We start from the raw sequence: 24,870 nt of genomic DNA on the forward strand, positions 1-24,870 counted from the left end.
GTTTGATTAAAAGATGGCAATGTGGGTAATGACCTGCATTGCCTTTTATGTTTTTAAAGAGTTGGAGGATTAAATGGCAGTTGCTGCTAATAAACGCTCTGTGATGACCCTATTTTCTGGCGCATCTGATTTATACAGTCACCAGGTACGTATCGTACTGGCTGAGAAAGGTGTCAGTGTTGAAATTACCCAAGTGGATCCAGATAACTTGCCGGCAGAATTGGTTGAGCTAAACCCATACCAATCTGTACCAACTCTGATTGACCGAGAGCTTGTGTTGTACGAGTCTCATATCATCATGGAATACCTTGATGAGCGTTTCCCGCACCCGCCGCTAATGCCTGTTTACCCTGTTGCGCGTGGTACCAGCCGCCTGATGATGCATCGCATTAAAAACGATTGGTACAGTTTAGTGGAAACTATCGCTAACGGTAGCCCTGAAGCTGCGCAAACCGCTCGCGCTAAACTGACAGAAGCCTTGATCAGCATCGCGCCAGTATTTGACGAAATGGACTACTTTATGAGTGAAGAGTTCACGCTGGCTGATTGCTACATGGCACCTTTGCTATGGCGCTTGCCTGAGCTCGGCATTGAACTAACAGGTCCGGCAACCAAAGGCATGAAAGCTTACATGATACGTTTATTCGATCGTGAATCATTCCAAGCCTCTTTAACGGAAACTGAGCGCGACATTCGCGTACTGATTTAAGCATGACTGAAATGACGCCTAATCGCCCGTATTTATTACGGGCTTTTTTTGACTGGATTTTAGATAACGAATTAACGCCGCATTTAGTGGTAGATGCTTTGGCTGCCCACGTGCAAGTACCACAGCAATTCGTTAATGACGGCAAGATTGTACTTAATATCGCTCCTAGCGCAGTGACTGCATTTGAGATGGATAATCAGGCGGTAAGCTTTAACGCTCGCTTTTCTGGCTCTCCGTTTCAAGTGTATATACCTATCTATGCGGTAGAAGCTATTTATGCGCGAGAAAATGGCGCAGGTACCATGTTTGAACCTGAACCTGGCTATCAAGGTGAACCAGAGCCGCCGGAGCCAGAGCCGACACCGCCCAAGGGCCGACCAGGCTTGAGAGTAGTTAAATAAAAAAACCGCCTAAAGGCGGTTTTTTTATTGCTTACAGAGCACTCTTCGTTATTGTTGAGTCGTTTCTTCTTCGCCAGCGACCACCGTGGCACTCTCCGCCTCTGCTGCCTGGGCAGGCGTTTCAAGGTATTGAAATACTTTGACAACACGCTTTACACCATTAATGTTGCGAGTGATTTCAACTGCTTGAGCGGCCTCATCTTGGGTGACTAAACCTATCAAAAAGACTTCACTGTTTTCGGTGACCACTTTAATCTTTAAAGGGTTAACCTTAGGGTCATCCAATAACAAACTTTTTGTTTTAGTGGTGAGCCAAGAGTCACTGCTGCGCTGTGATAAGCTGATTAAGCCCGCGACGCGAATTTCGTTATAGACTTTGGTGACGCCAGCGACAGACCTGACCGTCGTTTCCGCTTGCTGGCGATATTCTTCATTACTGGTTTGGCCAACCAACAAAACGTGGCCGTTATTACTGATGGCTGAAATGCGTGAAGCCTTCATCAGGCCTTCGTTTTTTGCTAACGCATTAGCGGCTTTGATTTCAATGTTTTGATCATCGATTTGTGCGCCAATGCTACGGTTATCACTGACCATTACTGCTGTAGTAGCTGCACCTGCGACAACCAAGCCTGCACAGCCTTGTACGCCGAGGATACTGGCCAATAAGCCGACGCGCAATAAAGGTGAGACTGTCATGGTCATGCTCCGGTTGAAAACAGGGTCTGGTCAATTAAATCACTGATGCAGTTAAGAGTGAATAGGTGGACTTCTTCAATCCGGCAGCCTTTAGGTGAAGGTGCGCGGATCTCAACATCCGTAGCGCTTAATAGCCCAGCCATCTCACCGCCATCTGCACCCGTCAAAGCTACAATCTGCATATCTCGGCTTACCGCTGCTTCCACTGCTTTGATAACATTACGACTATTACCACCATGTGAAATAGCCAATAAAATATCACCCGCTTGTGCCAATGCTCGCACTTGTTTGGCATAAATTTCGTCAAAGTGGGTGTCTGTGGTAATGGCGGATATTAAGGTTGAATCAGAAGTAATTGAAATAGCAGGCAAGCTAGGACGCTCTGTTTCAAACTTATTCAGTAAATGCGATGCAAAGATTTGCGCCAATGCGGCATTGCCACCATTACCACAAACAATAATTTTGTTACCGTTTAATAGGCAGTGCACCATCATCAAGGCCGCTTTCTCAATGTATTCGGGTAATGCTTCAGCGGCGGCTATTTTAGTCTGTATGCTTTCCGTAAAGCTCTCTTTGATCTTATCGCGCATTGGTTAATACTCCTGAAATGCGTTTTTTACCCAAAGGGGAGAGTCTGCGTCGGCTTGGTATGCGATAACATCAAAGCGACAATAGGCTTGGGTGTTTTGTGTCATTAAATAATGCTTTGCGGCGGCTAAAATCCGTTGTTGCTTGCGATAGGTTACGGTTTCTACGGCCTGCCCAAACTGACTTTGCTGGCGATATTTTACTTCAACAAAGACAAGGGTGTCTGCTTGACGCATGATTAGATCTACTTCACCTTGGCGAGTAGTATAGTTACGGCAAACAAGACGTAAACCGGCCTGTGATAAAAAATCACAGGCCTTGTCCTCGTAATATTGGCCTTGTGCGCGGCTATTTGTGATAGGCATAGCTCAATTATTCACCTCGCACGGAGTATTGCCTCAGCATAGTTACGTCCATTTAGAGGGGCGTGTCTGTAGAGTGACTTTCTAGCGTCTCGGTTAAGTCTTCTTCTTCAAACGATAACGTGTTTTGTGGTTCATTTGGCTCTACCTCCAGCTCAAGTGAGTCGGCCTGAGGTGTTGCAGGTTCTTGATAGCTATTATCAAAACTGTTGTCTGGTGCCGTGTCTAACTGAGTCTCTTCAAAACCAAACTCAGCGTTGGCGTTGATAGGCGTTTCTTCTGACACTGGAGTTAAAGCATTACTTTGTTCTGGCTGAGTTAAATATGCCGGCGTAATCAGTTTCGTTTCGCCGTCAACGTACTGCCCCCAAGCTAAGTAGCTGTCGACGTAATTGTCACTGTTTAGACCAAGCTGCCCACTAACCCCTTTTAACTTCACACTGCTATCGGCCTGCATTTCAGCTAGTTGCGGGATCAGATGCCAAGCATCAATACCAATGGCATAAAAACGCAGCTCACCGGCAGAGCGTGATGGCCACAAGGTTTTCGCTTCACTTAAGTACGGATTGTCAGGCTCAATGATAATAGGCAGGTCGCTGTGGTAAACCAAGTTAAGATCGAGTTTTTGTTCTTTACTCATGTTGGTGCTTGCGCTGCGTGAGCCAGTATAAATGCCCATTTGCTCGGCAAATGGGCTTACTGTTACATCAATAAAAGGTTTGATAATACTCAGTTCAATCGGCGCGGCAATGATGTAAATACCTTGCACATCGCGACGGCTTCGGACTTCAGCTTTGGCGTTATAACTGACTTGTTGTCTGAGTTGGTTAATGCGTTGTTGGCTGGCGTTGGTGCGTAAAATGTCAGGGATCATTTTTTGCATTTGCTGGCGGTCTGTAAAGTAATGTACTTCCGCTTTATGGCCCGTTAAACCAAGCCATTCTTCGCTAAATGCATTTGCCATGCGTTCACCGTAGCGTCCTCTTGGAGCGATAACTAAAGCGTGCTGGCGGCCATCGTCAAACACTTTTTGCGCAGTTTGCTCCGCTTCGCCTTCCGGAGAAAGTGCAAAATAGAATTGGCTGGCGTTGTAACCGGCGTCTTCAACACGGTTTAACGCTAGCATGGGTAAGGTATTATTTAATCGAGTTAGCTCTTCGATATTACTTTTGAGCAGAGGCCCGACGATAAAGTCAGCGCCATTGGCAGTGGCTTGCTGATAGAGACCGGCAATACTATTGGTTTGCGTGTCTAAGAAGTTAACTTGAGCTGAGCCACCTTCAGCGGTATAAGCCTTTAAAATACCATCACGAATAGCTTGGCCTTGCGCTGCGTATTTTCCTGACAGAGGTAAAAAAACTGCGACATTTTGTGGTTTAAACGCCGGCCCTGCAATGCCTTGGCTAGAGCCTGGAAAGTAGAGAGAAGCCGCGTGTTGCGGATATTGGTTTTTCCAAAATGCTATTTCTTGTTCAAGTTGGCTGCCCTGACCGCGATAGAGTTTTTGAATTAAACCTAACTCAAACCACGCTCGAAAGTTATCGTCTTGGCTTTGCGCCAGCATAGTTTGCAGTTGTTTCTCGGTATGGCGATTAAGCAATTGCCAGATTTGGTTATTGTTTGCTTGAATCGCCTCAGGCTCTAACAAGTAATTGTTAAGCTGAATAAACGAAAACATGGCTTCACTTGCCTGGTTTTCGGCCAGCTGCGCATTGCCTTTGAGGGTTAAATAGCTGGCCCAAGCAGCGCTGTCTAAGTCGCTTGGTGAAACTTGTTTAAGTTGGGTTAATGCTGTCTCGTTATCTCCCTCCATGACAAAGCTTTGAGCGCGGATGAGTTGCTTCTCCGACATTTGCTGGGGTGATAAGTTTTGCTTATCGAGCTGTTGCAGAACGGCGAGTGCTTGTTGGCTATGGCCACCAGCAAGAAATGAGCGCGCAGCAAGTAACTGCCAGTCAATGTTGTAGCTGCCCGAGCTTTTATTCGCTTGTTCTAGGTAGTAATCTGAAGTGGCGGTTAAAGGGGCCATGACCGGCGGAGGAGTAATGCCTGCAGCGGTAGGAGACTTTTGTGTACCACTACAAGCAGTAATTAAAAGAACGGTCGTTAAACAAAGGCTTGCTCGTGTTACACTCAGTGACTTAAGAAGTTTCAAATCCATCAGCTCTATTTCTACCAAAAAGATGTGTATAGTTTAATCGCCAGAGGTGGTTTTCTCAATCATTGGTCACACAAGAGCCGATATTAATTCAATATTTTCTTTGGTTAATCATTAATATGTCTGATTTAGCAAGTTTGTTTATCGTGCCAACTCCGATTGGCAACATCCAAGACATCTCTGCCCGCGCGTTAGCGGTGCTGCAGCAAGTTGATCTTATCGCGGCGGAAGATACTCGTCACACCGCCAAGCTGCTTAACCATTATCAAATTTCTAAGCCATGCTTTGCGCTGCATGATCATAATGAGCAGCAAAAATCCGCGGGCTTGATTGCAAAAATTCAAGCGGGTCAAAGTATCGCCTTGGTGTCAGACGCTGGCACGCCGTTAATCAGTGATCCTGGCTACCATTTGGTTAATGATTGCCGCGCTGCCGGGGTGAATATTGTGCCGCTACCAGGCCCATGCGCGGCCATTACGGCTTTGAGTGCGGCGGGTTTACCGTCTGACCGCTTCAGCTTTGAAGGCTTTCTGCCCGCCAAAGAAAAAGCCAAAGTAGATACCTTAACGGCATTACTCGAAGAGCCACGGACGATGATTTTCTATGAGTCGCCGCGACGCGTGTTAGACACTCTGGAGCAAATAGTCAAAGTCATGGGGCCAGACAGGCGGGTTGTGGTCGCCCGTGAAATCACTAAAACTTTTGAAACGATTCATGGCGCTGGCGCAGCTGAAATGTGGCAATGGCTGGGTGAAGACGAAAATCGTCGCAAAGGTGAGATAGTGCTGTTGATTGCGGGGCACAAACCGGACCCTCATGCATTGCCTCAAGCCGCACTGCAAACCTTAACGCTATTAGTTAAAGAGTTACCTCTCAAAAAAGCTGCTGCCATTACGGCTGAAATTCATAAAGTGAAAAAGAACGCACTGTATAAATGGGGCCTCGATAACTGCTAGTGGTTCACTCTTCATTGCGACTGCAGAGGTAACCATTGTAGTTTGCTTACACTGAAGCTATAATCCGCCGCCTGAGTTGACCAGACCGTCGTCGCTTACCTTCATTTTGATAGGTAAGGGGAGGAAAGTCCGGGCTCCACAGGGCAGGGTGCCAGATAACGTCTGGGGGGCGTGAGCCCACGACAAGTGCAGCAGAGAGAAGACCGCCGATGACTTCTTCGGAAGAACAGGTAAGGCTGAAAGGGTGCGGTAAGAGCGCACCGCGCAACTGGTAACAGTTTGTGGCGAGGTAAACTCCACCCGGAGCAAGACCAAATAGGCTTCCTTAAGGTATGGCCCATATCGGAAGCGGGTAGGTTGCTTGAGCCTGTGAGTGATTGCAGGCCTAGACGAATGACGGTTCACGACAGAACCCGGCTTATCGGTCGACTCACCTCTTTATAAAGCCAGACGAGTATTTACCGTCTGGCTTTTTTATTGCGTATTGAGCCGCTTATTGTTTACTTGCCAACCCGTACTTTCTTCCCTTTCGAGTGCACAAATTTGGAAATTAATTTACTTTAATTTTATAAATTAACTCTATCTAAATCAGGGGCTTCCTAGGGCGGCTGTCAAAATATACAAAATAATGAGAAATTCGAAGCGGATCCTCCCTTGCAATGGACAAAATCCCCCTTAAAATTAGAAAATGTGGGAAAATGTGTCTTTTTGTGGGAATTAGTGCAATTTAAGGGGGAGCTTTGTTACGAGGTGCGCACGGCATCAACCTTGATAGCAAAGGTCGATTTGCCATTCCAACCAAATACCGCGACTGGCTCCTAGACGAGTGTCAGGGGCAATTGGTGTGCACAGTGGATATCAACTCTCCTTGTTTATTGCTTTACCCCTTGCATGAATGGTTAGAGGTAGAGAAAAAGTTACAAGGCTTGTCGAGCATGCGGCCGCAAGAACGGCGACTGCAACGGTTATTACTTGGTTATGCAACCGACTGTGAATTAGACAAGGCGGGGCGAATTCTTTTAGGTAGCCCCTTAAGACAGTACGCCAGCTTAGATAAAAAGCTGATGTTAGTAGGACAACTGAATAAATTTGAACTTTGGGATGAAGCGAGTTGGTTAGCGCAAGTTGAACAAGATGTCATTGCTCAACGCGGCAGCAATGAAGAGTTATCCCAAGGCTTACAGGAATTTTCTTTATAATATGACAACTGCATTTTCGCACACCACAGTGTTACTTGATGAAGCCGTCGCGGGGTTAAATATTAACCCTGATGGTATATATGTTGACTGTACTTTTGGTCGTGGTGGGCATTCTCGCTTGATCCTTTCTCAATTAGGCCCAAAGGGTCGTTTAATTGCAATCGACCGAGATCCACAAGCTATTGCGGTAGCCGAGCAACTGGCTCAACAAGATGAACGCTTTACCATTGTGCATGGCCCCTTTTCCGGGTTAGCGCAGTATATAGAAGATAAAGCGCTAACTGGAAAAATAGATGGCGTGCTGATGGACTTAGGAGTATCTTCTCCGCAACTTGATGATGCAGAGCGTGGCTTCAGTTTTTTGCGTGATGGCCCCTTAGACATGCGCATGGATCCGACATCAGGAGTCAGTGCCGCAGAGTGGTTAGCCAAAGCCGACGCTGAAGATATTGCTTGGGTGCTAAAAACGTTTGGTGAAGAACGCCATGCCCGCAAAATTGCCAGCGCAATTGTGATGGACCGAGTAGAGCGAGAGCCGTATACCCGGACTAAGCCGTTGGCTGAGATGATTGCTCGAGTAAACCCGAGTAAAAAGGAAAAAAACAAGCATCCTGCGACGCGCAGCTTTCAAGCTATTCGCATTTATATCAACAGCGAATTAGAAGAAATAGACAAGGCATTAAATGCTTCTTTGGAAGTATTAAAAGCCGATGGCCGTTTATCTGTGATCAGTTTCCATTCATTGGAAGACCGCATGGTTAAACGTTTTATCAGAAATCAGGAAAAAGGGCCCGAATATCCAGCAGGATTACCGCTCACTGAAGAGCAGTTGAATGTTGGTAGGACATTGAAGTCGATCGGAAAAGCCCGCAAACCAGGGAAGGAAGAGGTAACGGAAAATCCAAGAGCCAGAAGTTCTGTGCTCCGTATTGCTCAAAGGTTAAAATGAGACTAAACACAGGTTTATTGCAGGTCATTGCAAAAGACCTGCTTAAACACAAGTTGACCGTGTTGCTGGCTATCTGCGTGGTAGGCAGTGCTTTCTCGGTGATCATTGCTACCCATGAAACACGTTTGCTTACCGCGAAACGGGAATCCCTGCGCGCTGAGAAAGACCGTTTAGACATAGAATGGCGAAATTTATTATTAGAAGAAAACGCGCTGGTTGAGCATAGTCGCATTCGTAACATTGCCACAGAAAAACTGCATATGAAACGCGCAACGGGCCGCAATGAAGAAGTGGTGGAGCTGCCATGACACGACGCAACCCGAAGCCGAAACCAAACCTGATTAAGTGGCGTTTTGCTACCGTGGCTTCCGTCATCACCATGGTGTTTACTGTGCTGCTGGGGCGCGCAGCTTATATTCAAGTCATTGATCCTGACCGGCTGCAACGAGAAGGTGACATGCGCAGCTTAAGAACCACTTCAACCCAAGTTCAACGAGGTATCATTAGTGATAGGCATGGTCAGCCTCTGGCCATCAGCGTGCCGGTGCAAGCCGTATGGGCCGACCCAAAAGTGATACATCAAAAAGGCAGTTTGAAAGATTTGCGCGCTTGGCAAGCTTTATCTGACGTATTGTCTATTGAAGTAGAAAAGCTTCGCGGTAAGGTACAAAATCCAAAGAAGCGCTTTGTTTATTTACAGCGTCAAGTCAGTCCGGCCATGGCGCAATACGTGGATCAGCTCGGTTTGCCGGGTGTCTACCTTAAACCTGAATCCCGCCGCTTTTACCCCACGGGTGAAATTAGCGCTCATGTGATTGGCTTTACCAATATTGATGATAAAGGACAGGAAGGCATCGAGCGCACCTATGATGACTGGTTAACAGGTACGCCTGGCGAGCGTAAGGTCCGTAAAGACCGTCACGGTCGCGTGATTGAAGACATCGCGATTGTTAAACAAGCGCAGCAAGCCAAAGACATTGAGCTCAGCATAGATCAACGATTGCAATCGATTGCTTATCAAGCCTTGAAAAAGATAGTGCAATTAAACAATGCAACCAGTGGCTCGGCGGTTGTGATTGATATTACCACGGGTGAAGTCTTAGCCATGGTGAACTCGCCTTCTTTTAACCCGAACAACCGTGGTCAATTTCAGTCATTTCGCGTGCGAAACCGTGCCATTACCGATACTTTTGAACCTGGTTCTACGGTTAAACCTCTGGTAGTGGCCAGTGCCCTGATTAATGAAGTAGTGGCTCCCGATGAAGTTATTGATACGTCACCTGGCTGGATGCGAGTGGGTGGACGCCGAGTGGCCGATCATCGTAACTATGGTGAAATGGACCTTGCCAAAATTTTGCAAAAATCCAGCAACGTGGGAGTCAGTAAACTGGCGTTGGCGTTATCCCCTGAAAAGTTAAAAGATACTTTTTATGACGTGGGTTTAGGTAATGACACTGGCATAGGTTTGATTGGCGAAACGTCAGGCATGCTACCAGAGCGTCGTCGCTGGTCTGATTTTGAGCTTGCGACCATGTCATTTGGTTATGGCATTACCGCAAACACTTTACAGTTGGCACAAGCCTACGCCATTTTAGCAAACGGTGGCATCAGTTACCCCTTATCGATTATTAAACTAGATAAACAGCCTCAAGGCGAACAAGTCATTCCAAAAGAAGTAGCATTTCGAGTGTTAAATATGCTTGAAGGCGTCACTCAGCCAGGCGGAACAGGTTTACAAGCGCGAGTAGACGGTTATCGTGTGGCAGGTAAAACAGGCACGTCAAGAAAAGCCGTTGCTGGTGGTTACGGCGACGATTATGTGGCCGTTTTTGCGGGGGTAGCGCCAGTCTCAAACCCTAAGCTGGCCATCGCGGTTACCGTGAACGAGCCGAAAGGCGACCGCTATTATGGTGGCGATGTGGCAGCACCTGTGTTTGCTGAAGTGATGGACGGTTCATTGCAATTACTGAACGTCATCCCAGATGACAAAGACGTGCGTTTGACTAGGGTCAGTAAACCGGAGGCTGCGCAATGACACTCGCTGAAATTTGCCAAGGTTACCTTACTGATTTAGCGTCTATTTCTTGCTTGGGAATGACGATGGACAGTCGCCAGGTGAGTGCTGGTGACGTATTTATTGCGATACAAGGGACACAGACTCACGCAGAGCGATTTGTGGCCAGCGCATTTGAAAAAGGCGCGGTAGCTGTCATCTTAGAAACGCAGCAAGCAGAATTACATAATACCTTATGCCGCGATTTCTCCGGGTACGTGGTATATGCCTATCAGCTAGCAGAGCATGCTTCAGCCTTAGCGGGGCATTTTTATCAGCAGCCAAGCGCAAAAGTCACCTTATATGGTGTTACAGGCACTAACGGCAAAAGCAGTATTTGTAACCTTATTGCCAACTTTTCAAGCTTATTAGGCGCTCCTGCGGGGGTATTAGGCACGCTGGGTAATGGTTTATTTGGCCAACTTACGCCGGCGCTTAATACCACTGGTAGCCCAGTTGAAGTACAAGCTAGCCTTAGCCAGCAACAACAAGCCGGTGCGATGGCGATTGCTATGGAAGTTTCTTCCCACGGCCTAGTGCAACATCGCGTAGCCGCTTTAGCTTTTGATTGCGCAATTTTCACCAATTTAAGCCGCGATCACTTAGATTACCATGGCACCATGCAAGCTTATGGCGCAGCCAAACGTCGTCTATTCGACTTCGATTCGTTACAACACAGAGTCATTAACGTTGATGATGAAATCGGTCGTCGGTGGGCGCAAGAGTGCCAGAATGTGATTGAATACGGTTTTAGCGCAAATGTGAGCGCTGCAAAGTTTTTCAAAGTCACCGAAGCAACTTACCTGCCTCAAGGGCTGAGTTTTAAATTCACTTCAAGCTGGGGTAATGGCGCGATAACTGCTCCCCTTTACGGTGAATTTAACGTGCTAAATTTAGCCGCTACTTTGGCCGCGCTCCTTGCCCAAGGCGTAGAGCTAAGCAAGCTAGTGACTGCGGCGCCTCAGTTGAGCGCCATTGATGGCCGGATGGAGCATTTTGGCGCGAATACAAAACCTTCTGTTGTGGTTGACTATGCGCATACGCCTGATGCATTAAAACAAGCGTTACAAGGGCTAGCACTGCATTGTCAAGCAAACTTATGGTTGATTTTCGGGTGTGGTGGGGATCGCGACAAGGGCAAAAGAGCAGAGATGGCGCAGGCTGCTGAGCCTTTATGCCAACACATCATTTTGACGGATGATAACCCCCGCACTGAATCGCCAGAGATGATCGTGCAAGACATTTTAGCAGGATTCAAAAATGTGGCGTCGGTTGAGGTGATCCACTCTCGTGAGCAAGCCATAAGCTATGCCCTGACACAAGCTGCCCCACAAGATGTGATTTTAGTGGCGGGAAAAGGCCACGAAGACTACCAAATTTTTGCTGACCGTACGGTGCACTTTAGTGATCGTGAATGTGTCAGTGCATTACTGAAAGAGGCGACGTTATGATCCCTTTAGCTTTATCAGAGATAGCGCAAGCAGTAGAAGGTCAACTGGTTGGTGAAAGCATTGAAATTCAACAAGTGGCGACAGATAGCCGAAAGATTCAAACTGGCGATTTATTTATTGCGTTAGTGGGACCCAGTTTTGATGGTCATGCTTTCGCTGAGCAAGTGCAGCAAGCCGGGGCTTGTGCTTTGATTGTCAGTCGTCAATTAGATATAGCTTTACCGCAAATAGTGGTCGAAGACACCCAGCATGCACTGGGCGCATTGGGTGCATATGTCAAAGCTCAGGTAAAGCCCACCACGGTTGCCATTACTGGTAGCAATGGTAAAACCACCACAAAAGAAATGGTGGCCGCCATTTTAGCGCAATCTGGGGAGGTGTTGGCAACCGCAGGCAATTTCAACAATGAAATTGGCGTACCTTTAACCTTGTTGCGGTTAGAGCCTCAGCACCAGTATGCAGTGATAGAACTTGGCGCCAACCATAAGGGCGAAATTGCTTATACCAGTTCTTTGGTCAAACCTGACGTGGCATTGATTAATAATGTTATGCCGGCTCACCTAGAGGGATTTGGATCTATACAAGGTGTGGCGCAGGCGAAAAGCGAAATATTCTCTGGTTTAGTGGCTCAAGGCACGGCTTTTGTGAACGGCGATAGCGACTTCCTCAGCTATTGGCAACAAAGGGTAAAAGACAAGCCGTTACGCTGGTTCTCAGTTGAAGATGAAAACGCCCATGTCTTTGCCACCGATATTTGTCTTGATGCGGCAGGTTGCGCGCAGTTTGTGCTGCACAGTGAGCAAGGCCAAATATCCATGCAGCTTCCCGTTGCGGGCAGGCATAATGTCGCCAATGCGTTAGCGGCGGCGAGTTTGTGTTTGGCGCTGGGCATTAGCTTAGCCCAAGTTGCTCAAGGCATCGGCAGTATGCGGCAGGCTAAGGGCAGGTTAAATATTCATAATGTTCGCTCTGGTTTAACTGTGATTGATGACAGTTATAATGCCAACCTTGCGTCCGCTAAGGCGGCAATAGATTTACTGAGTATTTATCAAGGTTGCCGTATTTTCGTTGTCGGAGACATGGGAGAACTGGGTGATAAAGCCAGGCAGTATCATTCCGAGCTTGGTGAATATGCCGTGGCAAAAGGCATTGATAAAGTTGCCGCAGTGGGGGTGCTGAGCCTTAACACTGCAAAAGGTGCCGCGAGTGCGGGCCATTACTTTACCGAAAAGGCTGAGCTTAATACTTGGTTAACGCAACAAATAATAGCCCAAGACCAAGACATTACCGTGTTGGTGAAAGGTTCAAGAAGTGCCCACATGGAAGATGTAGTGGCATATATAAATCAACATCATAAGGCAGTAGCATGTTAGTTTGGTTGGCTGAGCAGTTAACAGCTCAATACTCATTTTTTAATGTTTTTTCTTACCTGACCTTCCGGGCGGTAATGAGTATTTTAACCGCATTGGTTGTATCCCTCTGGATGGGACCTAAGTTAATAAAGCGTTTGCAGTTATTGCAAATTGGTCAAGTGGTTCGACATGATGGCCCAGAATCTCATTTTAGTAAAAAAGGCACGCCTACTATGGGCGGTGTGTTGATTGTCGCGGCCATTGCTATTTCAACCCTATTATGGGCGAGACTGGATAATGCATACGTATGGGTATTGCTGTTTGTACTGTTCAGTTTTGCCGCTATCGGCTTTGTGGATGACTATCGCAAAGTGGTCCGTAAAGACACTGATGGCCTTATCGCCAGATGGAAGTACTTTTGGCAGTCTGCTGCAGCGATTGCGGTGGCAGCATTTTTGTATTTTACCGCCCAATCAGACGGCCAAACCGTGCTAGTGGTACCTTTTTTCAAAGAGATCATGCCTCAGCTTGGCTTGTTTTTTATTCTTTGGACTTATTTTGTCATTGTCGGCAGCAGTAATGCGGTTAACCTCACCGATGGGTTAGATGGACTCGCGATTATGCCGACAGTGATGGTCGCGGCGGCGTTTGGGATCATTGCCTACCTCACTGGTAATGCCAATTTTTCATCGTATTTGTTTATTCCTTTTATTCCACAAGCCAGTGAAGTGCTCGTGATATGTACCGCTATTGTGGGAGCCGGGTTAGGTTTCTTATGGTTCAACACTTATCCTGCCCAAGTGTTTATGGGTGACGTAGGCTCTTTGTCTCTGGGGGCGCTCCTGGGCACGATTGCGGTGTTAGTTCGTCAGGAAATTCTTCTGGTCATTATGGGTGGCGTATTTGTGGTTGAGACCTTGTCTGTGATTTTACAGGTAGGCTCCTACAAGCTTAGGCAACAGCGTATTTTCAGAATGGCTCCGATTCATCACCACTATGAGTTAAAAGGCTGGCCTGAGCCGCGCGTGATTGTACGTTTTTGGATCATTACTTTGGTCTTGGTCTTGGTGGGTCTGGTGACCCTGAAATTAAGGTAAGCGAGTGTTCAATGCAGCAAAATAATGTCGTGATTTTAGGTTTGGGTATGACAGGATTGTCCTGCGTACGCTATTACCTAAAAAAAGGCATCACGCCAACTGTGATTGACACGAGAGCAAAGCCTCCTGGTATAGAAGAGCTACCAACCGGTGTGCCGCTAGTATGCGGCGAAATGCCACAAGAGCTACTCAATAAAGCGGATGTGATTGTGGCAAGCCCTGGTATTGCGCTAGCCACGCCGGCTTTGCAAGAAGCCGCAGAGAGTGGCGTTGAAATTATCGGTGATATTGAGTTATTTGCCCGCGAAGCGCAGGCTCCCATTATTGCTATTACTGGCTCAAACGGTAAAAGCACGGTCACTAGCCTGGTGGGCGACATGGCAAAGGCCGCGGGTGTAAAAGTAGGAGTCGGTGGCAATATTGGCGTTGCTGCTTTATCTTTGCTTGAGCAAGAATGTGAGCTTTACGTATTAGAGCTTTCGAGTTTTCAATTGGAAACAACCAGTAGCTTAAAGCCACTGGTTGCGACAGTATTGAATGTGTCTGAAGATCATATGGACAGATACGACAGCTATCAGGCTTACCGAGCCAGCAAACTGACCATCTACCAGCAGGCTCAACATTGTTTAATCAATCGCGATGACAGTTTAACCCAGCCTATACAGCAAACCGACAAGCAAACTCTCATTAGCTTTGGCACAGACAGCCAAGACTACGGCTTAGTTAACCAAGAAGGCCGGTTAGCTTTGTGCCATCACGGCGAAGTTTTACTTTTTGCCGAAGAATTAAAGCTCAGCGGTATTCATAACTTGGCGAATGTTCTGGCGGCAATTGCGATGATAGATGTTGCGGGCATTGATAGGCAGGCAGCCATTAAGTGTGCCAAGCAATACACCGGACTTGCCCATCGTTGTGAGTTTGTTGCTGACGTGCACGGTGTACGCTGGATCAATGACTCTAAAGCCACCAATGTCGGGGCAACATTAGCTGCTCTAGAAGGCTTGGCGCCTGTGGTAAAGGGTGACATTCACTTAATCGCAGGCGGGGATGGCAAAGGCAGTGATTTTTCACCGTTGCAACCAGTGTTGGCTAACAGCGTTAAAACCCTCGTGTGTTTCGGGCAAGATAAGCACGCCATTGCTGACCAGTTTAGCGAAGCAATCATTGTGGATGATCTTAGCGCCGCAGTAGCAAGATGTGCTGAACGCGCCAAATCAGGGGATTGGGTGTTGTTATCTCCAGCATGCGCCAGTTTGGATATGTTTCAAAACTTTATGGTACGCGGCGAGCGCTTTAAAACTCTAGTGGGGGCGTTAGCATGAGCACCACTGGGATAAAAGATTGGCTATTTCCGGCTAAAAAGGTTGGCCTTTACGACCGCCAGTTGCTTATTTTATCCCTGAGTTTAATGGCCATCGGCATTATTATGGTGGCTTCAGCGTCTATTCCTGAAGGGATTGCGATTGCGCAAGACCCGATGATGTTTGTAAAACGTCATTTTGTTTTTTTAGTGGGGTCATTACTGGCGGGTGGTTTCATTTTGACCTTACCTGTCGCATTTTGGCAAAACAACAGCAGCCGTTTGTTATTGCTCGCTATTCTATTGTTGTTGGCGGTATTGGTTGTTGGCCGCTCGGTAAACGGAGCCGCGCGTTGGATAGCATTAGGGCCGATTAATATTCAGCCCGCTGAATTTGCCAAGTTTGCTTTATTTGCGTACCTCGCCAGTTATCTAGTAAGGCGTCAGCAAGAAGTGCAAGAAACCTTAAAAGGCTTTTTTAAGCCATTGTTAGTATTGTTTATTTTAGCGTCATTATTACTGGCTCAGCCCGATTTAGGCTCAGTTGTCGTGATGATGGTCACGACTATTGGCATGCTGTTCTTAGCAGGTGCTAAAATCGGTCAATTTATTGCTATCTTATTCAGCGCGGTATCGGCGGTAGTGTTATTGATTGTGATTGAACCCTACCGAATGCGCCGGGTGACTTCTTTTATGGACCCATGGCAAGACCCATTTGGCAGTGGCTATCAGCTCACCCAATCGTTAATGGCTTATGGCCGAGGCAGTTGGTTTGGTGAAGGCTTGGGTAACTCGATTCAAAAATTGGAGTATTTACCCGAAGCCCACACCGATTTTGTGTTTGCGATTTTAGCCGAAGAGTTAGGCTTTGTGGGTGTCATGGTGGTATTGGCACTCCTGCTTTGGCTTGCCATGAAAGCCTTATTGCTCGGTAAGCAAGCTCTAGAGAATAACCAACTCTACAGCGGTTATTTAGCGATGGGCATAGGCATTTGGTTTAGTTTTCAAACCGCGGTGAACGTCGGCGCTTCTGCAGGTGTTTTGCCGACCAAGGGGTTGACCTTGCCATTAGTGAGTTATGGTGGTTCAAGCTTAATAATGATGACGATGGCAGTAGCTGTATTGTTAAGAATAGATTTTGAATTGCGCCGAGATACGGTGCAAGCCAGGGAGCGTAGCGATGACAGCTAAAACCTTGGTGGTAATGGCCGGCGGCACGGGAGGCCATGTTTTTCCTGGAATAGCAGTAGCCAAAGAGTTGGCGCAACAAGGCTGGAATATTCGCTGGCTGGGCACAGCCGATAGAATGGAAGCGCAATTAGTGCCAAGCCATGGCTTTGAAATAGATTTTATTGATATCTCTGGCGTGCGTGGCAATGGCATTAAACGCTTATTAATGGCGCCGCTCAGGATCGTCAAATCTATTTTTCAAGCAAAAGCGGTGCTGAAACAATCCAAAGCCGATGTCGTGCTTGGCATGGGCGGTTTCGCCAGTGGCCCTGGAGGCATTGCAGCATGGTTGTCAGGCATTCCGGTTGTGTTACATGAACAAAATGCCGCAGCGGGAGCGACCAATCGCATTTTGTCCAAAGTGGCTAAAAGAGTGCTTATGGCTTTCCCAGGCGCGTTTGAGCATGGCCAGGTTGTGGGTAATCCTGTTAGGCATGAAATTATTGAGGCCGCGAATAAAAGACAACTTTCTGAAAATGCTAGCATTAACGTTTTGGTAGTAGGCGGAAGTTTAGGCGCGAGGGTGCTAAACCAGACCTTACCGCAAGTTGTAAGCCAGCTCGATAGCACCAAGATGAAGGTGAAACATCAAACCGGTAAGGGTAACCTGTCGCAAGTTGAGCAGGCTTATCAAGGGCAAGCGCAAGTAGAAGTTATCGAGTTTATTGATGATATGGCTGCGGCATATCAGTGGGCCGATTTAGTGGTTTGCCGTGCGGGCGCATTGACCGTGTCTGAGTTAGCGGTGCTGGGCTTACCTGCTATTTTTGTGCCTCTACCTCATGCCGTTGACGATCATCAAACCAAAAATGCAATGAGCTTGGTTGCACACGAAGCAGGTTTATTAATGCCGCAAAATGAACTGAGCGTTAACAGTTTAACGGCCATGATAAAGCCGTTGATTGAACAACCTGAGCGGTTGGCCGTGATGGCAAGTAATGCCAAACAACAAGGTATTACAGACGCAACCCAAAGGGTTGCCAATATATGTAAAGAATTAACAGAGAAGAATGTATGACCAAGGTAGAGCTGCAAAAAATTAGAACCATGATCCCTGAAATGCGCCGAGTGGAAACTATCCACTTCGTGGGTATAGGCGGCGCGGGTATGGGTGGCATTGCAGAAGTTCTACTGTATGAAGGCTATCATATCACCGGTTCAGACATAGGTCGCAATCGCGTGGTTGAAAGGCTGAGCGAGCTCGGCGCTGAAATCACCATTGGACACGACGCCGACAATGTTAAACAAGCTTCTGTTGTTGTGGTCTCTACCGCAATCAATAAACAAAACCCGGAAATTATTGCGGCTCAAGAGCAGCGTATTCCTATCGTACGTCGGGCTGAAATGTTGGCTGAACTGATGCGTTACCGCCACGGTGTTGCGGTTGCCGGAACTCATGGTAAAACGACAACAACCAGCTTAATCGCCAGTATTTACGCCGAAGCGGAGCGTGATCCAACTTTTGTTATTGGCGGCTTGCTTAATAGTGCCGGCACCAATGCCAAATTAGGTGCTAGCCGCTATCTAATTGCGGAAGCTGATGAGAGCGATGCCTCCTTTTTGCACCTGCAGCCTATGGTCTCGGTGGTCACTAACATCGAAGCGGACCATATGGATACCTATCAAGGTGACTTTGAGGTATTAAAAAACACCTTTATCGACTTCCTGCACAATCTGCCATTTTATGGTGTTGCGGTTGTATGTATCGACGATCCTGTGGTGACTTCTTTATTGCCTCGCATTGGTCGTCATTACGTGACTTATGGCTTTAGTGATGAAGCTGACGTGCAAATCGCAGATTTTCATCAAACTGCCAGTGCTTGCTCATTTGTGGTGAAGCGTCAGGATAAAGCGGATTTAACCATCAAGTTAAATCTACCGGGTGAGCACAATGCATTAAATGCGGCAGCGGCGATAGCAGTGGCGAGCGAAGACAGCATCGAAGACAGCGCTATTTTAAGTGCACTAGAGCAATTTCAGGGCATTGGCCGGCGTTTTGAGCAATACGGTGAGTTTGCGACCGGCAATGGACAAGTCATGCTGGTGGATGATTATGGTCATCACCCAAGTGAAGTGCTTGCCACTATCAAAGCCGCCAAGCAAGGCTGGCCGGAGCGACGTTTAGTGATGGCCTATCAGCCACATCGATATACGCGTACGCGTGATTTATATGAAGACTTCGCGGCTGTTTTGTCGCAAGTTGACCAGCTGGTGTTACTTGATGTTTATGCTGCGGGTGAAGACCCTATTCCCGGCGCAGACAGTAAAGCCTTATGCCGTACGATACGCCAGCGCAGTGATAAAGAGCCTGTGCATGTTGCAACGATAGAACAGCTGCCTGCTGTGCTTGCAGATCTGCTGCAAGATGGCGATATTGTGCTCACTCAAGGCGCGGGAAATATTGGCGCAGCAGTAAAACAACTGGCTGATTTAGAACTGAATATTGAAAAAATGAAACAAACAGCGGAACTTGTCTAGCGGAAAATGTGGAGCAGGTGGTTTTAATCAGTATATTTATTTGAAAATTGCCAGCTAGACACATTGAACAAGTGGCTTAGCTCGATATAATGCTCGGCTGGAAATTTTAATAGCCGTTGAGATAGTGCCGTTAAAGGTGCTCACGTAAAGGGATATAAGTGGCCGAAGAAACGCAACCGCAAACCAGAATAGAGTTTTTTGCTGGCTTGACGTTTTTTGTACTGGTAATGGCGTTGTTAGCCTGGTTTAGCTTCACGGCGATGCATTGGTTAACAGACCAAAAGCGCTTACCCATGAGTGAGCTGATTTTATTGGGTGAAAGAGAATACGTCAGTGATGACGAGGTGCGTCAAGTATTATTGGCAATCCCTGATTCACAAAACTTTTTTACTTTGGACGTGGCGCAGTTACAAGACAATTTGCAATCTTTGCCGTGGGTGTACAGCGCTTCCATTCGCAAACGCTGGCCGGATAGATTAAAAGTGTTTTTGGTAGAACAGCCGGTAGTGGCATTTTGGAATCAAGCAGACTTAGTGAATGAGTTTGGCGAGGTGTTTCATGCTCCTATTGCGAAAATTCGGCAATCATTGGTGCAGCTTGAAGGGCCTGATAACAGTGCACCAGAAGTGCTGCAAGTTTACCGCCAACTTGATAGCTTGTTAGAGTTGAATGGTTTTAAGATAGTCGCGGTGCAATTAACGCAGCGCTACGCGTGGAATATCGAGTTAGCACAGGGCATTGAGCTAAAACTGGGGCGAGAGCAACGATTAGACCGGGTGCAAAGGTTTATCGATATTTACCCTTTGCTTGATGCTGAAAATGTTGCATACGTTGACCTTAGGTATGACACCGGGGTCGCAGTAGGTTGGAAACAACAAAGAGAGTCAAATGACCAAAATAATGGATAAAAAATTAATCGTTGGTCTGGATATTGGCAGTACCAAAGTCGCCGCTTTGATTGGTGAAGTACTGCCCGATGGTGAATTAAACATCATTGGCATGGGCTCCCATAAGTCCAAAGGCATGGATAAAGGCGGAGTGAACGACTTAGACTCAGTGGTGAAGTCGGTAGAGCGCGCGTTACATGAAGCTGAGCTTATGGCCGATTGCCAAATTACCTCCGTCTACTTAGGGATTTCTGGTAAGCACATCAGTTGCCAAAATGAAATCGGCATGGTGCCTATCTCTGATGAAGAGGTGACACAAGACGATGTTGATAACGTGATTCATACGGCTAAGTCGGTAAAAATTCGCGATGAACATCGCATTTTACATGTGCTGGCACAAGAGTTTGCCATTGATTATCAAGAAGGCATTAAGAATCCTGTGGGGTTATCCGGCGTTCGTATGCAAGCAAAGGTGCACTTGATCACATGTCACAATGATATGGCTAAAAATATTGTCAAAGCGGTTGAACGCTGCGGCCTTAAAGTTGACCAACTTATTTTCTCTGCGTTGGCTTCAAGCTACGCCGTACTGACAGAAGATGAGAAAGAATTAGGCGTATGTGTGGTTGATATTGGTGGTGGCACCATGGACTTAGCCGTGTTTACCGATGGCGCTTTACGTCACACCGCGGTGATCCCTTACGCAGGGCACGCGGTAACCAGCGATATAGCATACGCTTTTGGCACACCGCCCACCGATGCTGAAGAGGTGAAAGTCAGATACGGCTGCGCCGTCGGCAATTTAGTAGGCCGAGAAGATAAAATTGAAGTGCCCAGTGTTGGCGGACGGCCAGCAAGAAGCTTGCAGCGTCAAACTCTGGCAGAAGTGATTGAGCCTAGGTATAGCGAACTATTGGGTTTGGTGAAAACGGAATTGGATCAATTACAAGAAAAATTAAAGCAGCAAGGGGTTAAGCACCAGCTTGCCGCAGGCGTCGTGCTCACTGGCGGCGCCTCTCAAATTGAAGGTTTAGTAGAAAGTGCGGAAATGACATTTCAATGTCAGGTGCGCATTGGTACTCCTTTAAATGTTAAAGGATTAACGGAATATGTAGATGCACCAGTATTTTCAACCGTGGTTGGATTACTGCAATATCAAAAAGCCAACCAGGCGACAACTTGGCAAGAAAAAGAGCAAAGTCAAGGCGTAGGGTCGTACTTCAAGCGAGTACACAGCTGGTTTAAAGGCGAATTTTAAAAGTTTTTGCGAACAGGCAAATGTAAAACGGAGAGAAACTCATGTTTGAAATAATGGACAGTCATGCAGACGAAGCTGTCATCAAAGTAGTTGGTGTCGGCGGTGGCGGCGGTAACGCTGTTGAGCATATGTTAACTCAAAGCATCGAAGGGGTAGAGTTCATCTCTATCAATACAGATGCACAAGCCCTGCGTAACTCAAACGCTGGTGCAACATTACAGATTGGCTCAGGTATCACAAAAGGTTTAGGCGCAGGTGCTAACCCGGAAGTTGGCCGTGAAGCAGCACTTGAAGACAGAGATGCGTTACGCGAGTTGCTTGAAGGCTCTGATATGATCTTTATCGCTGCCGGTATGGGCGGTGGTACTGGTACTGGCGCTGCACCTGTTGTGGCTGAAGTAGCTAAAGAGTTAGGCATCTTGACGGTTGCAGTAGTCACTAAACCGTTTGCGTTTGAAGGTAAAAAGCGCCTTAGTTACGCCGAGCAAGGCATTGAGCAACTTGGTAAGCAAGTTGATTCATTGATCACTATCCCTAACGACAAGCTGTTAAAAGTACTGGGCCGTGGTATCAGCCTACTGGATGCATTTAAAGCGGCCAACAATGTGTTGTTTGGTGCGGTTCAAGGTATCGCTGAACTGATTACTCGTACCGGTTTAATTAACGTCGACTTTGCAGACGTGCGTACGGTAATGAAAGAAATGGGTACCGCCATGATGGGTACAGGCGTTGCCAGTGGCGATGATCGTGCTGATGAAGCCGCAGATGCTGCCATTTCTAGTCCGCTGCTTGAAGATGTGGATTTAGCAGGTGCGCGAGGCATATTGGTGAATATTACAGCCGGTCTTGATATCAGTATCGAAGAATTCGAAACGGTAGGTAACGCGGTACGTACTTTTGCGTCAGAAAACGCGACAGTGGTTGTCGGCGCTGTTATCGACCCAGATATGACTGATGAGCTGCGCGTAACTGTCGTCGCAACGGGCATAGGTGAAGAGCGTAAAGCAGACATCACGCTGGTGAACGCGAAACCTGCACCAGTGCGTGAGCCAGTGACAACTTCAGGCTCAGCTGCCGTTGCTACTGCCGCTGTGATTGAAGAGTCGCCGGCTCAGCCTGTTGCAAAACCGGCCGAAGAAGCGAAGCCTAAAGCGGCAGCAGAAACTAAGTCAGACATTGATTACTTGGATATTCCAGCGTTTTTACGTAAACAAGCTGACTAAAAAGTAAGCATGTTTTGTAAATAGTGTGATCTGTGTTAGGATACGGGGCAATTGTGTCAGATTGATGGCACAGATGTGCTGTATTTAATACTGTGTATTAAGAATGTAGGAAGTTACATGATTAAACAAAGAACACTCAAAAAGAGCGTACAAGCAACAGGTATTGGTTTGCATTCAGGCAACAAAGTCACTATGACTTTACGACCTGCGCCGGCTAATACAGGTATTGTATATCGACGAGTTGATCTTGACCCTGTAGTGACGATTAAAGCCAATGCACAAGCGGTTCAAGAAACCATGTTGTGTACTTGTCTCGTTAATGAATCAGGTGACAAAATTTCTACTGTTGAACACTTATCCGCAGCACTTGCGGGTTTAGGTATCGACAACATAGTGATCGACGTAGACGCCCCTGAAATTCCGATTATGGATGGCAGTGCGAGTCCGTTTGTTTTTCTACTGCAATCTGCAGGCGTAGAAGAATTGGGCGCGGCGAAAAAATTTATCCGCATCAAAAAGCCTGTTCGAGTTGAGGATGGGGATAAATGGGCTGAATTAAACCCAACTAATAAAGGTTTCAGGTTGGATTTTGCCATTGATTTTGCGCACCCTGTCATTGAAGGTCAAAACCAACACATAGTGAATGAGTTTTCTGGCCCTTGGTTTTTAAAGCAAATTAGTCGCGCGCGCACATTTGGTTTTATGCGTGATGTTGAGTTTTTACAATCAAAAAACTTAGCGCTAGGCGCAAGCTTAGATAATGCCATTGGTCTTGACGATTACCGCGTACTTAATGATGATGGCTTACGCTACGAAGATGAGTTTGTAAAACACAAGGTATTGGACGCCATCGGCGACCTTTACTTAAGCGGTTACACGCTGCTTGGCGAGTTAAAAGCTTATAAAACAGGCCATGCTCTTAACAATAAGTTGCTGTGTGCCTTGCTAGCGGACCAAGAAGCATGGGAAATGGTTTCATTTGAGGCTGAAGCTGATGAAGCTGTGACCTACCTTGATCCTGTGTTAGCGTTATAAGTTAATCTTCTTTATCTGCACTGGCTTTTCTCTCTGTGGCCAGTGCAGCTAAGCGTAACAACTTTTCTTTTAATTTCCCTTCTGCATGCTCTGCCGCACTTAATATATGACTCGCAGATGTTTCGCTAATAACCCTAGGGTTTGCTTTTTGAGGCCTACTAGGGATTTTTACGTCTGTTTTTTGATACGCCATTTGCGGCAGTATTTTGGCTTCAACGCTGACGAGCGCACTGATATGTTGGCGTAAATCAGTCAATATTTGACTGCGACAAAAATTAAACCGCGTTAGCCAAATCGCACTGGGTACGCCGATGATGAGCGTACCAGTTCTGAAATTTGCGATCTTTCCATGCTTAATATTGTGTCGTTCCAGCACACTTTGTAGTACCCTGTCCAGCTCTGATAGTAGATCAGCACGTTGTTTCATCTTTTTAAAGCTAGAACCCGCAGCCAATTTAGAAAGAGAACAGGGATGATTTTTTCTCATTGTGAATCATTATATTTTTAAGTAGTAATTATCATGAGTGTAACAGTTATTTATGCCGGTCAAAAACATCGGCACAGCATGGTGATAAAACTAAAATGGATTTGGTTTTTTCTTGTCACCTTTGCGCTTATCACAGGTTTGCTCGGTCATCGTCTTTACAAAAGTTATACCGCCACATTAATGCAGTATAAGGTGGCAAGTTTAACCGATAATAAAGCCATTGAAAGTGAGCAGATTTCTCAGCTTAAACGTCAATCTGATCAGCAACTGGTATTGCTGGCCACAAAAGTAGGTGAGTTACAGGCGCAAGTTAACCGTTTAAATGCTTTAGGCGGTCGTCTTGCACAAGAAGCCGACTTGGGCAATGGTGAGTTTGATTTCGATGCGCCATTGCCTGTAGGTGGGCCAGTCACTAGTGAATTAGTGATGAATGTTGACCTTCGCACCTTGACTCAGCAGATCGATGAAGTCGCAAATGAGTTAAGAAATAACGAAGAACAGATGTATTTACTTGAATCTGTGTTATTGAGTCACCATATCTCAGATAACAGTTATATTTATGGCTTACCGGTAGCCGGAGGCCAGGCATGGGTAACATCGTTATTTGGTGTACGCAAAGACCCATTCACTGGTAAAGCGAGCTACCATAAAGGCGTGGACATTGCTGGACGAAGTGGATTGGATATCACGGCTACTGGCGCTGGAATTGTCAGTTGGGCCGGACATCGTAAAGGTTATGGCAAGTTAGTTGAGATAAACCATGGCGACGGTTATGTGACACGCTATGCTCATGCCAAATCTGTCACTGTGGCTGAAGGTGATGTGGTTAAACGTGGTGATAAAGTTGCTGTAATGGGCTCTACAGGACGCTCTACAGGACCTCATGTGCATTATGAAGTCATCAAAGATGGCCAACAAGTTAACCCCAGAAGATACATTTACCGTAAAGCAAGCTAATCCCCGCAAGGACGATGTGGGAAACGGAATACAAAAACGAGAAT

General features: G+C 46.8%; 24 protein-coding genes and 1 other RNA gene. 20 read left to right on the top strand and 5 right to left on the bottom strand.

Annotation, left to right across the window (positions count from 1 at the left end; translation table 11 throughout):
• Positions 1 to 73 precede the first annotated feature (73 nt).
• Positions 74 to 709 carry a stringent starvation protein SspA gene (gene sspA, locus D1Z90_RS05095; protein ID WP_119909668.1) on the top strand — a complete coding sequence of 212 codons (636 nt, stop codon included), beginning with the start codon at positions 74 to 76 and terminating at the stop codon, positions 707 to 709.
• A gap of 11 nt (positions 710 to 720) precedes the next feature.
• Complete coding sequence (locus D1Z90_RS05100; RefSeq protein WP_119909715.1) at positions 721 to 1,110, top strand: ClpXP protease specificity-enhancing factor; 390 nt, start codon at positions 721 to 723, stop codon at positions 1,108 to 1,110.
• A gap of 48 nt (positions 1,111 to 1,158) precedes the next feature.
• Here the strand turns inward: D1Z90_RS05100 and dolP are convergent, their stop codons facing one another.
• From dolP to D1Z90_RS05120, 4 genes are read right to left on the bottom strand one after another with little or no spacing between them, the layout of a single operon-like run.
• Positions 1,159 to 1,806: a division/outer membrane stress-associated lipid-binding lipoprotein gene (dolP, locus tag D1Z90_RS05105; RefSeq protein WP_119909669.1), complete on the bottom strand. Its 648-nt coding sequence runs from the start codon at positions 1,804 to 1,806 to the stop codon at positions 1,159 to 1,161.
• 2 nt (positions 1,807 to 1,808) lie between these two features.
• Positions 1,809 to 2,396, bottom strand: coding sequence for an SIS domain-containing protein (locus D1Z90_RS05110; protein WP_119909670.1), 588 nt, complete (start codon positions 2,394 to 2,396; stop codon positions 1,809 to 1,811).
• Between the two features lie 3 nt (positions 2,397 to 2,399).
• On the bottom strand, positions 2,400 to 2,759 hold the full coding sequence (locus tag D1Z90_RS05115) for a YraN family protein (protein WP_119909671.1): 360 nt from the start codon (positions 2,757 to 2,759) through the stop codon (positions 2,400 to 2,402).
• A gap of 52 nt (positions 2,760 to 2,811) precedes the next feature.
• A complete protein-coding gene (locus D1Z90_RS05120; protein WP_119909672.1) occupies positions 2,812 to 4,917 on the bottom strand; it encodes a penicillin-binding protein activator in 2,106 nt (701 codons plus the stop codon).
• Positions 4,918 to 5,033: 116 nt separating this feature from the next.
• Here D1Z90_RS05120 and rsmI point away from each other — a divergent pair, with 116 nt between their 5' ends.
• The 17 genes from rsmI (at position 5,034) to lpxC (ending at position 23,382) form a co-directional block, all read left to right on the top strand.
• Positions 5,034 to 5,870: a 16S rRNA (cytidine(1402)-2'-O)-methyltransferase gene (gene rsmI / locus D1Z90_RS05125; protein WP_119909716.1), complete on the top strand. Its 837-nt coding sequence runs from the start codon at positions 5,034 to 5,036 to the stop codon at positions 5,868 to 5,870.
• Between the two features lie 72 nt (positions 5,871 to 5,942).
• Positions 5,943 to 6,307: RNase P RNA component class A (gene rnpB / locus D1Z90_RS05130), an RNA gene on the top strand.
• A 303-nt stretch (positions 6,308 to 6,610) separates the two neighbouring features.
• The gene (gene mraZ / locus D1Z90_RS05135) at positions 6,611 to 7,069 is read left to right on the top strand and encodes a division/cell wall cluster transcriptional repressor MraZ (RefSeq protein ID WP_119909673.1); all 459 of its coding nucleotides are present in this window, start codon (positions 6,611 to 6,613) and stop codon (positions 7,067 to 7,069) included.
• 1 nt (position 7,070) lies between these two features.
• Positions 7,071 to 8,018 carry a 16S rRNA (cytosine(1402)-N(4))-methyltransferase RsmH gene (gene rsmH / locus D1Z90_RS05140; RefSeq protein WP_119909674.1) on the top strand — a complete coding sequence of 316 codons (948 nt, stop codon included), beginning with the start codon at positions 7,071 to 7,073 and terminating at the stop codon, positions 8,016 to 8,018.
• Complete coding sequence (gene ftsL / locus D1Z90_RS05145; protein WP_119909675.1) at positions 8,015 to 8,326, top strand: cell division protein FtsL; 312 nt, start codon at positions 8,015 to 8,017, stop codon at positions 8,324 to 8,326. Before rsmH ends, ftsL begins: the two co-directional genes overlap by 4 nt.
• The gene (locus D1Z90_RS05150) at positions 8,323 to 10,053 is read left to right on the top strand and encodes a penicillin-binding transpeptidase domain-containing protein (protein WP_119909676.1); all 1,731 of its coding nucleotides are present in this window, start codon (positions 8,323 to 8,325) and stop codon (positions 10,051 to 10,053) included. Before ftsL ends, D1Z90_RS05150 begins: the two co-directional genes overlap by 4 nt.
• Complete coding sequence (gene murE / locus D1Z90_RS05155) at positions 10,050 to 11,522, top strand: UDP-N-acetylmuramoyl-L-alanyl-D-glutamate--2,6-diaminopimelate ligase (RefSeq protein ID WP_119909677.1); 1,473 nt, start codon at positions 10,050 to 10,052, stop codon at positions 11,520 to 11,522. Before D1Z90_RS05150 ends, murE begins: the two co-directional genes overlap by 4 nt.
• Positions 11,519 to 12,895 (top strand): UDP-N-acetylmuramoyl-tripeptide--D-alanyl-D-alanine ligase, encoded by a 1,377-nt coding sequence (locus tag D1Z90_RS05160; RefSeq protein WP_119909678.1) that lies wholly within the window; start codon positions 11,519 to 11,521, stop codon positions 12,893 to 12,895. The genes murE and D1Z90_RS05160 overlap by 4 nt, the downstream gene beginning before the upstream one ends.
• Positions 12,889 to 13,971, top strand: a complete 1,083-nt coding sequence (mraY, locus tag D1Z90_RS05165) for a phospho-N-acetylmuramoyl-pentapeptide-transferase (RefSeq protein ID WP_119909679.1) — start codon at positions 12,889 to 12,891, stop codon at positions 13,969 to 13,971. Before D1Z90_RS05160 ends, mraY begins: the two co-directional genes overlap by 7 nt.
• 11 nt (positions 13,972 to 13,982) lie before the next feature.
• Positions 13,983 to 15,293: a UDP-N-acetylmuramoyl-L-alanine--D-glutamate ligase gene (gene murD / locus D1Z90_RS05170; protein WP_119909680.1), complete on the top strand. Its 1,311-nt coding sequence runs from the start codon at positions 13,983 to 13,985 to the stop codon at positions 15,291 to 15,293.
• On the top strand, positions 15,290 to 16,462 hold the full coding sequence (gene ftsW / locus D1Z90_RS05175) for a cell division protein FtsW (protein ID WP_119909681.1): 1,173 nt from the start codon (positions 15,290 to 15,292) through the stop codon (positions 16,460 to 16,462). Before murD ends, ftsW begins: the two co-directional genes overlap by 4 nt.
• Positions 16,452 to 17,519: an undecaprenyldiphospho-muramoylpentapeptide beta-N-acetylglucosaminyltransferase gene (murG, locus tag D1Z90_RS05180; protein WP_119909682.1), complete on the top strand. Its 1,068-nt coding sequence runs from the start codon at positions 16,452 to 16,454 to the stop codon at positions 17,517 to 17,519. The genes ftsW and murG overlap by 11 nt, the downstream gene beginning before the upstream one ends.
• Complete coding sequence (murC, locus tag D1Z90_RS05185; RefSeq protein WP_119909683.1) at positions 17,516 to 18,979, top strand: UDP-N-acetylmuramate--L-alanine ligase; 1,464 nt, start codon at positions 17,516 to 17,518, stop codon at positions 18,977 to 18,979. The genes murG and murC overlap by 4 nt, the downstream gene beginning before the upstream one ends.
• A 158-nt stretch (positions 18,980 to 19,137) precedes the next feature.
• Positions 19,138 to 19,887 (top strand): cell division protein FtsQ/DivIB, encoded by a 750-nt coding sequence (locus tag D1Z90_RS05190; RefSeq protein ID WP_198419052.1) that lies wholly within the window; start codon positions 19,138 to 19,140, stop codon positions 19,885 to 19,887.
• Positions 19,868 to 21,124, top strand: a complete 1,257-nt coding sequence (ftsA, locus tag D1Z90_RS05195) for a cell division protein FtsA (RefSeq protein ID WP_119909684.1) — start codon at positions 19,868 to 19,870, stop codon at positions 21,122 to 21,124. The genes D1Z90_RS05190 and ftsA overlap by 20 nt, the downstream gene beginning before the upstream one ends.
• A gap of 41 nt (positions 21,125 to 21,165) precedes the next feature.
• Positions 21,166 to 22,347: a cell division protein FtsZ gene (gene ftsZ, locus D1Z90_RS05200; protein WP_119909685.1), complete on the top strand. Its 1,182-nt coding sequence runs from the start codon at positions 21,166 to 21,168 to the stop codon at positions 22,345 to 22,347.
• A gap of 117 nt (positions 22,348 to 22,464) precedes the next feature.
• A complete protein-coding gene (gene lpxC, locus D1Z90_RS05205; RefSeq protein WP_119909686.1) occupies positions 22,465 to 23,382 on the top strand; it encodes a UDP-3-O-acyl-N-acetylglucosamine deacetylase in 918 nt (305 codons plus the stop codon).
• A gap of 1 nt (position 23,383) precedes the next feature.
• Here lpxC and D1Z90_RS05210 read toward each other — a convergent pair whose 3' ends face one another.
• A complete protein-coding gene (locus D1Z90_RS05210) occupies positions 23,384 to 23,869 on the bottom strand; it encodes a DUF721 domain-containing protein (RefSeq protein ID WP_119909687.1) in 486 nt (161 codons plus the stop codon).
• Between the two features lie 33 nt (positions 23,870 to 23,902).
• Here D1Z90_RS05210 and D1Z90_RS21920 point away from each other — a divergent pair, with 33 nt between their 5' ends.
• Positions 23,903 to 24,826 (top strand): M23 family metallopeptidase, encoded by a 924-nt coding sequence (locus tag D1Z90_RS21920; protein WP_119909688.1) that lies wholly within the window; start codon positions 23,903 to 23,905, stop codon positions 24,824 to 24,826.
• Positions 24,827 to 24,870: the final 44 nt, after the last annotated feature.

The organism is Motilimonas pumila, from assembly GCF_003596335.1.
GTDB lineage: Bacteria > Pseudomonadota > Gammaproteobacteria > Enterobacterales > CBDFNC01 > Motilimonas > Motilimonas pumila.